The organism is Tatumella sp. JGM91, assembly GCF_018257575.1.
In the GTDB taxonomy this organism is placed as follows: Bacteria; Pseudomonadota; Gammaproteobacteria; order Enterobacterales; family Enterobacteriaceae; genus Tatumella; species Tatumella punctata.
Window position 1 is genome coordinate 50589 of record NZ_JAERJP010000020.1, and the last position, 12172, is coordinate 62760.

Consider the following 12172-nt stretch of genomic DNA (forward strand, 5'->3'; position numbering starts at 1 on the left):
CCAGACCCGACAAAAAAGCCCTCATAGTCTATTAACCTGACCGGGGGTCTGATATCGTTAGCGACATATAGTTTTAGTCAGGTGACTTTCCCATCAGTAATAATTACATGATGATAATATCCCTGTTTTCCCGGGGGTAATTAAGTGACGGTCGCTATCAACGCAGAGCGGTCACAGTGATCTGTCTGAAATAACATCCTGAAAAATTTTGCAATGAGGTATTTGCGTGGAAAGTTCATTTACTCCGATTGAAGAAATGCTGCATGTTCTGGTCCAGCGCCATAACAATTATCCGTTAAGAGAGATGCTGCTGACCCGGTTATGTATGCATATTCAGGGAAAACTGCTCGATAACCGCAACAAAATACTGAAAGAACGCGGAATTAACGACACTCTGTTCACTGCACTGGTCACACTGGATGCACGTAAAAATCAGAGTATCCAGCCTTCCGAACTCAGTTCAGCATTAGGTTCTTCCAGAACCAACGCCACCAGGATTGCCGATGAGCTGGAAAAACGTGGCTGGATTGAACGTCAGGAAAGCAGCGATGATCGTCGCTGCCTGCATTTACACCTGACGGAACAGGGATATGAATTTCTGTGTGAAGTCATGCCCCCCCAACACCAAAGCCTGAAGCATCTCTGGGCGGTACTGTCGGATGAAGAACAGCAACAATTAGAGAGTATTACCCGTAAGTTACTTGGCCGTCTTGATCAGATGGATCGTAAAGCATAACTATTCAGTAACCTGATAGTAATAAGTCACCAAGTGCTAAAGACAGGCGCTCCGTTTTCGTTATGCTTGCGCGCCTTTACCAGCAAAAAAATGCTGGTATCGCGGGATGTTAGGCTGTTGAAAATTTATGACGGGTGGGAAATTCTATGAGTGCAGGTGAAGAAACTCTGCAATCCGGGGCAGCACGTCCCCACAGTAAAAAGAAAAAACGTAAAACCCTGCTGATTCTGTTAGCCGTGGTTTGTTGTATCGTTGCTATCGGCTATCTGGCCTATTGGTTTTTAGTCCTTAGCCATTATCAGGATACAGATGATGCTTATGTGGCCGGTAATCAGGTCATTATTATGCCTCAGGTTTCCGGTAGCGTGACAAAAGTATGGTTTGAAGATACAGACTATGTGAAAAAAGGCGATACCCTGGTGACGCTGGATAAAACCGATGCACAGCAGGCATTTGAAAAAGCCACGACGGCGCTTGCGTCCAGCGTCCGTCAGACCCGCCAGCAGATGGTTAACAGTAAACAGTATCTTGCCAATATAACCCTGAAGAAAGTCGCGCTGTCTCAGGCTGAAGCTGATTTACAAAGACGTATCCCGCTGGGTAAGGCTGAGTTAATTGGCCGTGAAGATTTACAACACGCCCGTGATGCAGTGACCAGTGCTCAGGCAGCTCTGGATGTCGCGACACAGCAATACAATGCTAACCAGGCAATTCTGCTGAATACCTCACTGGAAAACCAGCCAGCGGTACAACAAAGTGCCGCTGCATTGCGTGATGCATGGCTGACCTTACAACGTACCGATATCCGCAGCCCGGTTGACGGTTATGTTTCCAGACGCAGTGTTCAGGTCGGATCACAAATTTCCCCTTCCAGCTCACTGATGGCGGTAGTGCCTGACAAACAATTATGGGTTGATGCCAACTTTAAAGAAACCCAGCTGGCAGATGTCAGGATCGGTCAGCCGGCGACAATTGTTTCCGATATCTATGGCGACGATGTGGTATACCACGGCAAAGTTGTCGGCCTGGATATGGGAACCGGCAGTGCCTTTTCTCTGTTACCGGCCCAGAATGCTACCGGTAACTGGATCAAGGTTGTCCAGCGTCTGCCGGTCAGGGTCGATATCGATGCTCAGGATTTGGCCAGACATCCGCTGCGAATTGGTTTATCAACACTGGTGACCGTCGATACTTCCGATAAAAACGGAGCAGTACTGGCCAGCGTCGTCCGTAAAACACCGGCCTATGAAAGTAATGCCCTGGAATTACCGCTTGATAAGGTTAATCAGATGATCTCTGCCATTATCAAGGCCAATGCCGGCTGATGGCCGGGGAGAAAGTCATGGCGCAAAAACCGCTTGAAGGTGCTCAGCTGGTTCTGATGACGATTGCCTTATCTCTGGCAACCTTTATGCAGGTACTGGACTCCACCATTGCCAACGTCGCGATCCCCACCATTGCCGGTAACCTGGGAGCCTCAAACTCCCAGGGCACCTGGGTGATCACTTCCTTCGGGGTAGCCAATGCTATCTCGATCCCACTGACTGGCTGGCTGGCAAAACGCTTCGGTGAAGTGAAACTGTTTATGCTATCGACCGTCGCATTTGCTATTGCCTCCTGGGCATGCGGAATGTCGAGCAGCCTGACTATGCTGATCTTTTCCCGTGTTATTCAGGGGGTAGTCGCAGGCCCGCTGATCCCTCTTTCCCAAAGCTTACTGCTGAATAACTATCCGCCGGCCAAACGCAGTATCGCCCTGTCATTATGGGCGATGACGGTGATTGTTGCGCCGATTTGTGGCCCGATACTGGGTGGCTGGATCAGTGATAACTACCACTGGGGCTGGATATTCTTTATTAACGTCCCTATTGGTGTTGTGGTTATTTTCTTAAGTCTGCAAACCATCCGCGGCAGAGAAACCAAAATCACCCGTCAGCCCATCGATATGGTCGGATTAATCAGCCTGATCATTGGTATTGGCTGCCTGCAGGTTATGCTGGATCGCGGCAAAGAACTCGACTGGTTTAATTCAGACGAAATTATCACGCTGACGGTGTTTGCGGTAGTGGCACTATTGGTCCTGCTGATTTGGGAACTGACAGATGACCATCCGATCGTCGATTTATCGTTATTTAAATCGAGAAACTTCACCATCGGCTGCGTCTCTATCAGTCTTGCTTACATGCTCTATTTCGGCACCATTGTCCTGCTGCCACAACTATTACAGGAGGTCTTTGGTTATACCGCCACCTGGGCAGGTCTGGCTTCGGCACCTGTAGGGATATTACCGGTGATCCTTTCACCTGTTATCGGTCGTTTCGCCCATAAAATAGATATGCGCTGGCTGGTCACGTTCAGCTTTATTATGTATGCCGTCTGTTTTTACTGGCGGGCCTATACTTTCGAGCCGGCGATGAATTTTGCAGCCTCAGCCTGGCCTCAGTTTATACAGGGGTTTGCAGTGGCCTGCTTCTTTATGCCATTAACCACCATCACGTTGTCCGGACTGCCTCCGGAGCGAATGGCTGCAGCATCCAGTCTGTCTAATTTTTTAAGGACGTTAGCCGGATCGATCGGAACCTCGATCACGACAACTCTGTGGAGTAACAGGGAATCCCTGCACCACAGTCAGCTGACTGAGTCGGTGAATCCGTTTAATCCTAATTCACAGCAGATGTATCAGCAGCTGGAATCTCTGGGGATGAGCCACCAGCAAGCCTCCGGTTATCTGGCACAGCAAATCACTAACCAGGGACTGATTATTTCAGCCAATGAAATTTTCTGGGTCGCAGGAGGGATCTTTATTTTACTGCTGGTCACCATCTGGTTTGCCAGACCGCCATTCGGCAGCGGTGGTGGCGGGAAAAGCGAGGCTGAAGGGGCTCACTGATGCCCTGAGTTATCACGGTATTCTGCTAGTCAGTCGCCGCAGGTAACGGGCAACAGTACAATTCGCCGACCAAAAAAAAGCGCCGCGAGGCGCTTTTTTACTGATTAATGATTCTGCCGCCACCATTCGGCCAGCAGAATGCCGGTTGCCACCGAAACATTCAGGCTTTCAACACTGCCTGTACCATCAATCGACAAACTGATATCACCCTGTTTCAGGGTCGACTCTTTCAGACCATCACTTTCCTGGCCCAGCACCAGTACCATTTTTTCCGGCAGTTCAGTGGCCGATAATGGTTTTCCTGCATGACTGGAGGTGGTCACTATGGTGTAACCTGCCTGACGGAATGCATCCAGCCCTTCGGCGAAACTGCCGGCGGTAATGGCCTGCACATGCTCTGCCCCGCCTTCTGCCGTACGAACAGCAGCACCGGACTCCAGCAAAGAAGCATCATCGACCAGAATACCTTTGGCACCGAAGTGAGCACAGCTACGCATGATGGCACCCAGGTTATGTGGATTACCTACGTTTTCCAGCGCCAGCACACATTCTTTCTCCGCCGCCTGTTCCAGCCATTCACTGACGGACTGCCCCATGTGCTTTTTAATGATAAAACAGACGCCGCCGTGATGATCAGTCCCTGACGCTTTAACCAGTTCAGCATCTTCGACCACATGATAGGCTTTGCGGTTAGCCGCCAGCCAGCGCAGCGTTTCACGAAAACGCGGTGTCACACTCTGAATAAACCAGGCGCGGACAATGGATTCCGGACGACTCTGGAACAATGCCTGGCAGGCATTCTCACCGTAAACCCGGGTTTCTTCCTGACGCTGTTTACGGATAACTTCCGGGTCAACAATATTTCTGACGCCGGTATCCGGTTGTGGTTTCAGGGGCGCTTCCGACGGAGCACGGGATACGGTACGCCACGGGGAACGGGATTTCTCTTCCTGACGACGACCTGGCTCCTGCTGACGTGACGGAGAGTGACCTCCTTTGCCTGTCCGCGGGTTACCGGTACGTTGACGGGTATTATCCTCGTTGCGAACATACATCACTTTTACTTTACTGCTTTTGCCTTTTAAATCGTCGCTCATTCTTTCCTCCTGTTCCTCGAGCGCGAAGATTACCTGATGTCAGGCTTCTAATCTATCAACTTTGTTTTTAATGCCGTCATCTATTATAGCTATCGACAGATCCTGCTGGCTCCGTCTGTCATGATCTCTGATAATAATAGGTAGTTTTACCGGATAATCCCAACCCGAGGTGATGATGAATACTGTATGCAGCCACTGTCTTGCCACCAACAGACTCGCAGAAGAACAGATCAGCGAAGCTGCAAAATGTGGTCGCTGTAAAGCTCAGCTGTTTGACGGCGAGGTTATTAATGCCACCAGCGCTACGCTGGACAAACTGTTACAGGATGACCTGCCGGTAGTGATCGATTTCTGGGCGCCCTGGTGTGGCCCCTGTGTCGGTTTCGCCCCGGTTTTTGAAGAGGTTGCAGAACAGCGCGCCCGACAAATCCGTTTTATTAAAGTAAACACAGAACAGGAAACTGCGCTCAGTAGCCGTTTTCGTATCCGCAGCATACCGACACTGATGATATTCCGTAAAGGTCAGCATCTGGATACCCTGGCCGGAGCACTGCCGAAAGCGTCGTTTGAACAATGGCTGGACGAATCATTATGATTTGTCATTAAACAACCGGGCCGGACTACGCAGGAATGCGCTTTTCTATTACACTGCGCTTTTTCCCTGTTAGTGAAAAGTTATGTTGGAAAATGCCGTCCTGACACTCAGGGCACAACGTCTGGCAAGAGCTACACGTCCGTTTCTGGCCCGCGGAAACCGGGTAGTCCGTTGTCAGCGCTGCCTGTTACCGGTTCCCCGCTGCCTGTGCCAAACTATTACGCCGGTACCTGCCCGCAGCCAGTTTTGTCTGGTGATGTTTGATACCGAGCCGATGAAACCCAGCAATACCGGCCGGTTAATTGCAGATATTTTACCCGGTACAACTGCTTTTGAATGGTCACGTACCGCCCCGCCACAGCCATTACTGGATGCAGTGAACGATCCCCGGGTCAGCCCTTTAGTGGTATTTCCCGGTCATTATGCCGCTCCGGGCAGAGAGGTGATGACCACTCCGCCTCGCAGTGGAAAACCGCCGCTATTTATTATGCTGGATGGTACCTGGACTGAAGCGGCGAAAATGTTTCGCAAAAGCCCCTGGCTGGATAAATTTCCGGTAATGTCATTAAATGTTACCCGTCCCTCTGATTACAGCCTGCGTGAATCCCCCTCTGCCGGACAGCACTGTACCGCCGAAATTGCGATAGCACTGCTGGAGCAATCGGGAGACAGCGCCGCTGCCAGCGGACTGCTTACTCATTTTGAAAATTTCCGGCAGCGTTATCTGGCAGGGAAACCTTCACATCAGGCCTCCCTCACGAAACAACAGCCACAAACCGGTTAAACTCAAATAGTTGATGTCCGGAGGATAACGATGAGCCAGAAAGGCCTGGAAGCATTACTAAAACCCAAATCCATTGCAGTTATTGGCGCATCAGATAAACCTGGCAGTGCCGGTCATCTGATGATGCGTAACTTACTGGCAGGGGGATTCAGCGGTCCGATACTTCCGGTAACCCCTGGCTGGCAGGCTGTGTGTGGCGTACTGGCCTTTCCTGATATCGCACAACTTCCGCTGGTGCCGGATCTGGCCGTTATTTGTACCCATTCAAAGCGTAATATTGACATACTGCAACAGCTGGCAGAAAAAGGCTGTAAAGCCTGTATTATTCTTTCCGCATCGCGTGACCAGTTCCGTGAGCTGAAAGCCTGTGCCGGACGCTGGAGTATCCGGATCCTCGGCCCCAACAGCCTGGGACTGTTATCGCCCTGGCAGGGGGTGAACGCCAGTTTCTCTCCGGTGCCTATCCGGTGCGGTAAGCTGGCCTTTATTTCACAGTCTGCCGCCGTCTCTAATACCCTGCTGGACTGGGCGCAGCAAAGAAATCTCGGGTTTTCGTGGTTTATCGCCCTCGGAGACAGTATCAATATACATGCGGACGATTTACTCGACTTTCTTGCCAGGGACAGTAAAACCAGTGCCATTCTGCTTTCTCTGGAACATTCAGACGATGCCAGGCGGTTTGTTTCTGCCGCGCGCAGTGCTGCACGTAACAAGCCTATCCTGGTGATAAAAAGCGGCAGATGCCCGCAGGCAAGGCAATTACTCGGTACCCCGGACAGTCTTGATGCTGCCTGGGATGCAGCCATTCAGCGGGCAGGTATGCTGCGGGTCAAAGATACCCATGAGCTGTTTTCAGCGGTGGAAACACTGAGTCATATGCGCCCTCTGCGCGGGGAACGCTTATTCATTATCAGTAACGGTGCGGCACCTGCCGCGCTGGCGCTGGATGAACTGGCCGACAGAAACGGCACCCTGTCAGTATTGGACCACCACACCCTGCAGGCACTTCGCCGGGTGTTACCAGCGTCGATACCTGTGGCTAATCCGCTGAACCTGAAAGATGATGCGACCACAGAACGCTATTTATCTGCAATCAGCCTGCTGCTGGAGAGCCATGAAATAGATGCACTAATGATTATTCATGCCCCGAGTGCCGTGTCTTCTGCCAGCGAGAGCGCTGAAAAAATTATCCGTTTAGTCAGACAACACCCGCGTGGCGGGCGAGTCACCTTACTGACCAACTGGTGCGGAGAATACTCTTCCCGCGATGCCAGGGCAGCCTTTACACAGGCAGGCATTCCAACCTGGAGAACACCAGAAGGCACGGTAACGGCATTTATGCATATGGTCGGATACCGCAGGAATCAGCAACAGCTGCGTGAGACGCCGTCATTTCCTGCCCGTTTACCCGAAAATCGCCTCACTGTACGCCAGCAGTTACAACAGCGACTGACCGCAGGTGATACACGGCTGGATACCCATGAAGTCCAGGCTATTTTTCAGGGGTATGGTATACAAACTCTGCCAACCTGGGCCGCCGCCGATAGCCAGCAGGCCGTTGCGATTGCCGAAAATATCGGTTACCCGGTGGCCGTGAAACTGCGCGCGCCAGACATTCCCCATAAGTCCGGGATCCAGGGGGTGATGCTCTATTTACAGACTGCGGCGGATGTTGCGAATGCCGCCGATGCCATCCTGACCCGAGCCCATAGCGCCTGGCCAGAAGCCAGGGTTCAGGGATTAATCGTCCAGAGTATGGCTCGCCGCGCCGGGGCAGAAGAACTGCGTATTTCTGTGCAGCCCGACCCGCTGTTCGGCCCGGTGATTATTCTCGGGGAAGGTCACGGTGAATGGCAAAACGCTCAGCACCCTGTGGTCGCCCTGCCGCCCCTGAATATGACACTGGCAAAAATTTTAGTAACTCAGGCAATCTCCCGGGGTGCGATTCGGGGCAGAAATGCCCTGCAGGCCTTAGATATTAATGCTGTCAGTCAGTGCCTGGTGCAGATTTCCAATCTGATTATCGATTGCCCGGAAATTGAACGGCTGGATATTCACCCGTTACTGGCGGACGGAAATAATCTGACCTTACTCGATGCAACCCTGATACTGACGGCATTTTCCGGAGAGAGTGAGGCTCGCCTCGCTATTCGCCCTTATCCCCAAAGGCTCGAAGAGAATGTCACACTTAAAGATGGCCGTCAGTGCCTGTTCAGACCGATACTTCCTGAAGATGAACCGGGATTAAAAACCTTTATCTCGCGGGTGACGAAAGAAGATCTTTATTACCGGTATTTTAGTGAAATCAATGAGTTTACTCATGAAGATTTAGCCAATATGACACAAATCGATTATGATCGGGAAATGGCTATTGTTGCCGTTCAGCCCGCCGCTAACGGTGAAGAGATTATCGGGGTAACCCGTGCAATTTCAGATCCTGATAATATTGATGCTGAATTTTCGATACTGGTCCGCTCAGACCTGAAAAATATCGGGCTCGGCCGCCGGCTACTGGAAAAAATGATCCTCTATACCCGTCAGCATGGCTTACAGCAACTAAACGGAATTACCATGCCTGATAATCAGGGGATGATTGCACTGGCACATAAGCTTAATTTCAGGGTGGAAAGACAACCGGAGGATGGGATTGTCACTCTGCAATTGATACTTCATTCTCCTGAAAAGTAGCGTACAGAAAAGTAAAATTATCACGGCAAGACATGGTTAATGTTACACTTCACGATCGAGACCATGCCGTTGTCGGTTATGACGATACATTGAACAGAGAAGAAGCGCCTAGTGATGTTGTCAAAATTCAAACTCAATAATCACCAACAATACCTCGCGCAACTGCCCGGCCTTTCACAATCAGCCGCCGATTTTACAACCCTTTATTCGCCGGCCGAATTTCACCGAACCCTGCTGGAAAAAATTGCCACGGCCACCTCACGTATTTGTCTTGTCGCCCTTTATCTGGAAAATGACGAAGCCGGACGCAGCGTGATGGATGCACTTTATGCCGCCAGGCGGATAAATCCCCGGCTGGATATTGCGATTTATGTCGACTGGCATCGCGCCCAGCGCGGCCGTATCGGTGCAGCCAGGGGAGTCACCAATGCTGACTGGTATTGTGAGATGGCAAGTGCTAACCCGGAGATTGCAATACCGGTGTATGGTATCCCGGTCAATACCCGTGAAGCACTTGGCGTGCTTCATCTGAAAGGCTTTATCATAGATGACTGTGTCATCTATAGCGGGGCAAGCATTAATAATGTCTATCTGCATCAGCAGGAACGTTACCGCTACGATCGCTATCAGATCATACGTAATCCGGCGCTGGCAGATACCATGTTTGAGTGGGTCGATATTAACCTGAAACAGGCAGAAGCCGTTCATCGCCTCGACCAGGCCGGGCGACCTTCCAGCCCCGAAATTAAAAATGAAACCCGTTTATTTCGTCAGGAACTCCGTACCTTCAACTATCAGTTTGAAGATCAGGCTGTCTGTGATCAGCTGAGTGTGACTCCGCTCGTCGGGCTGGGGAAGAAAAACCTGTTAAATCAGACCATTTTTCATCTGATGCCTTGCGCAGAACATAAACTGACTATTTGTACACCTTATTTTAACCTGCCGGCTATCCTGGTCAGGAATATCATCCGGCTATTGCGTCAGGGTAAACAGGTCGAAATTATCATCGGCGATAAGACCGCAAATGATTTTTATATCCCTCCCCGGGAGCCGTTTAAAATCATCGGCGCTTTGCCATATTTATATGAAATAAACCTGCGTCGCTTTGTCAGCCGTCTGCAATATTACATTGATAATCAGCAACTGACCGTACGTCTGTGGAAAGACGGAGAGAACAGCTATCACCTGAAGGGTATCTGGGTCGATGATGAATGGATGTTGTTAACCGGTAATAACCTGAATCCCCGCGCCTGGCGACTGGATCTGGAAAATGCCATTCTGGTACACGACCCGCAGCATGAATTACTGGAACAAAAAGTCAAAGAGCTGGCACTGATCCGCGAGCATACCTCGGTGATTGACCACTATAACGATCTGGAAAGTATTGCCGAGTATCCGGCACGGATAAAAAAACTGATCCGTCGCCTGAGACGTATCAGGATAGATCGGCTGATCAGCCGTATCTTATAATTTTCCGGCCCTGCCATCGCAGGGCCTTATTCTCCGGCTCCGTCAGTATTTATCTGACATCCCCTAAGATATAAAAATCCGGAAACCCTGACAGGTTTCCGGACACCGGTATCACTACAGACTTGCCAGCAGAGGAACAAGAACGACTACAACGCCATTCCTTTGCCCTTCTTATGCAGCCCCAGCGCTATCAGGAAAGAAATTGCCCCCATCACTGACACATACCAGAAAAAAGTACTCTCAGTGCCGACATCCTTCAGTAGCAAAGCAACGTATTCCGCAGAGCCACCAAAAATAGCATTGGCTAATGCATAAGGCAGACCGACCCCCAGAGCCCTGACTTGCGGCGGGAACATTTCGGCTTTAAGTACGCCGCTGATAGCCGTATAAAAACTGGTGATCAGTAATGCAACCGTAATTAATAACAAGGTCAGAGCACCACTGTTGCCCGGAGTCTTTAATAAGGTGAGTAACGGTACCGTGCAGATGGCGACACCGGCACCGAAAATCAGCATTGATGCACGGCGGCCTATTTTATCGGACAACGCACCAATCAATGGTTGTATCACCATAAAAATCAATAAAGCGCAGGTCATGATCAGGCTGGCTGACTTCACATTAAAGCCGGCAGTATTGACCAGGTACTTTTGCATGTAGGTTGTAAAAGTATAGAAGCTTAATGATCCTCCGGCAGTAAACCCGATAACCATCAAAAAAGCGCGCCAGTGATTTTTCAGTAAGCTGGTAATACTTCCTGCATCTTTATCATTACGGGTTGTGGTATCAGAAGTTTCATGCAGTGAGCGTCTTAACCAGACAGCAACGACAGCCAGTACCGCGCCGAGAATAAACGGTATTCTCCAGCCCCAGGTCCGTAATTCCTGATCAGACAATATTTGCTGCAGTATAACAACCGTCAGTACAGCCAGTAATTGCCCGCCAATCAGCGTGACATACTGAAAAGAGGCATAGAAGCCTTTACGCCCCTGTACTGCGACTTCACTCATATAGGTAGCACTGGTGCCGTATTCCCCGCCTACCGACAGTCCCTGTAACATACGGGCCAGCAGTAGCAGCGCCGGAGCCCATACCCCGACGACAGTGTAAGAAGGTAAGCAGGCGATAACCAGTGAACCAAAACACATCATGCATACGGAGATCAGCATTGAGTTTTTACGACCATAACGGTCCGCAATATAACCAAACAGCCAGCCACCAATCGGACGCATTAAGAATCCGGCAGCGAATATACCTGCGGTTTTTAACAGTTGCGAGGTTGTATCGCCTTCCGGAAAGAAGATATGCGCAAAATATAATGAGAAGAAGGAATAGACATAAAAGTCAAACCACTCAACCAGATTCCCTGAGGAAGCACCGACAATTGCTTTGATACGATCGGCGTTGGTCATTGGTGTTTCTGCGGAAGCTGCCGCAGAAAGGGGGCTCTTTATCATAGATGGCCTTATGTTTTATTAGACATTTATTGGTCACTCAAGCATAAGTATCACAGAATTAAAGTAAAGCTTATTTATCATTTTTTGTTATATCAATAAACCAAAAGTGCTGACAGAAGCATAAGATAAGAGAAAACCGCAGATATTTAGTATTAATTGCGAAGATCAGCTGATTTAAAATATTAACTGGTGTTTTTCCGTCAAAGAAAAAGCAGATTTGTCTGTAATAACTGACAGACTGGCGGCTGATGCCCTTCTGTACAGAAAGTTAAGAACAATTTATGAACATTTTATTCCGCCGGGTATGCCATAAGAAGACAGTCATACGGGAAATACATCACAGAGATGCCGTTATTCTGTACAGAAGGATTTTAAAAAACCAATGCAAAAAGGCCATCCGTCAGGATGGCCTTTCTGTCTTATTGGATGCCTGGCAGTTCCCTACTCTCGCATGGGGA

General features: G+C 49.9%; 9 protein-coding genes. 7 read left to right on the forward strand and 2 right to left on the reverse strand.

Annotation, left to right across the window (positions count from 1 at the left end; genetic code table 11):
- Nucleotides 1–226 precede the first annotated feature (226 nt).
- The 3 genes from mprA (at nt 227) to emrB (ending at nt 3626) form a co-directional block, all read left to right on the forward strand.
- Nucleotides 227–736, forward strand: a complete 510-nt coding sequence (gene mprA, locus JK198_RS13515) for a transcriptional repressor MprA (RefSeq protein WP_212708809.1) — start codon at nt 227–229, stop codon at nt 734–736.
- 146 nt (nt 737–882) lie between these two features.
- Nucleotides 883–2061 (forward strand): multidrug efflux MFS transporter periplasmic adaptor subunit EmrA, encoded by a 1179-nt coding sequence (emrA, locus tag JK198_RS13520; protein ID WP_212708810.1) that lies wholly within the window; start codon nt 883–885, stop codon nt 2059–2061.
- A complete protein-coding gene (gene emrB / locus JK198_RS13525; RefSeq protein ID WP_249213330.1) occupies nt 2061–3626 on the forward strand; it encodes a multidrug efflux MFS transporter permease subunit EmrB in 1566 nt (521 codons plus the stop codon). The genes emrA and emrB overlap by 1 nt, the downstream gene beginning before the upstream one ends.
- A gap of 104 nt (nt 3627–3730) precedes the next feature.
- Here the strand turns inward: emrB and JK198_RS13530 are convergent, their stop codons facing one another.
- Nucleotides 3731–4723, reverse strand: a complete 993-nt coding sequence (locus JK198_RS13530; protein ID WP_212710747.1) for a tRNA/rRNA methyltransferase — start codon at nt 4721–4723, stop codon at nt 3731–3733.
- A gap of 175 nt (nt 4724–4898) precedes the next feature.
- Here JK198_RS13530 and trxC point away from each other — a divergent pair, with 175 nt between their 5' ends.
- The 4 genes from trxC (at nt 4899) to pssA (ending at nt 10260) form a co-directional block, all read left to right on the forward strand.
- On the forward strand, nt 4899–5318 hold the full coding sequence (gene trxC / locus JK198_RS13535; RefSeq protein ID WP_212708821.1) for a thioredoxin TrxC: 420 nt from the start codon (nt 4899–4901) through the stop codon (nt 5316–5318).
- 82 nt (nt 5319–5400) lie between these two features.
- The gene (locus tag JK198_RS13540) at nt 5401–6102 is read left to right on the forward strand and encodes a tRNA-uridine aminocarboxypropyltransferase (RefSeq protein ID WP_212708813.1); all 702 of its coding nucleotides are present in this window, start codon (nt 5401–5403) and stop codon (nt 6100–6102) included.
- Between the two features lie 30 nt (nt 6103–6132).
- On the forward strand, nt 6133–8790 hold the full coding sequence (locus tag JK198_RS13545; protein WP_212710748.1) for a bifunctional acetate--CoA ligase family protein/GNAT family N-acetyltransferase: 2658 nt from the start codon (nt 6133–6135) through the stop codon (nt 8788–8790).
- A 114-nt stretch (nt 8791–8904) separates the two neighbouring features.
- On the forward strand, nt 8905–10260 hold the full coding sequence (pssA, locus tag JK198_RS13550; RefSeq protein WP_212708822.1) for a CDP-diacylglycerol--serine O-phosphatidyltransferase: 1356 nt from the start codon (nt 8905–8907) through the stop codon (nt 10258–10260).
- 146 nt (nt 10261–10406) lie between these two features.
- Here the strand turns inward: pssA and JK198_RS13555 are convergent, their stop codons facing one another.
- Complete coding sequence (locus JK198_RS13555) at nt 10407–11714, reverse strand: MFS family transporter (protein WP_212708815.1); 1308 nt, start codon at nt 11712–11714, stop codon at nt 10407–10409.
- Between the last annotated feature and the right edge of the window lie 458 nt (nt 11715–12172).

Coding starts and splice junctions, on each gene's coding strand:
- emrA (WP_212708810.1), top strand. CDS start 883: ATGAGTGCAGGTGAAGAAACTCTGCAATCCGGGGCAGCACGTCCCCAC.
- emrB (WP_249213330.1), top strand. CDS start 2,061: ATGGCCGGGGAGAAAGTCATGGCGCAAAAACCGCTTGAAGGTGCTCAG.
- JK198_RS13530 (WP_212710747.1), bottom strand. CDS start 4,723: ATGAGCGACGATTTAAAAGGCAAAAGCAGTAAAGTAAAAGTGATGTAT.
- trxC (WP_212708821.1), top strand. CDS start 4,899: ATGAATACTGTATGCAGCCACTGTCTTGCCACCAACAGACTCGCAGAA.
- JK198_RS13540 (WP_212708813.1), top strand. CDS start 5,401: ATGTTGGAAAATGCCGTCCTGACACTCAGGGCACAACGTCTGGCAAGA.
- JK198_RS13545 (WP_212710748.1), top strand. CDS start 6,133: ATGAGCCAGAAAGGCCTGGAAGCATTACTAAAACCCAAATCCATTGCA.
- pssA (WP_212708822.1), top strand. CDS start 8,905: ATGTTGTCAAAATTCAAACTCAATAATCACCAACAATACCTCGCGCAA.
- JK198_RS13555 (WP_212708815.1), bottom strand. CDS start 11,714: ATGATAAAGAGCCCCCTTTCTGCGGCAGCTTCCGCAGAAACACCAATG.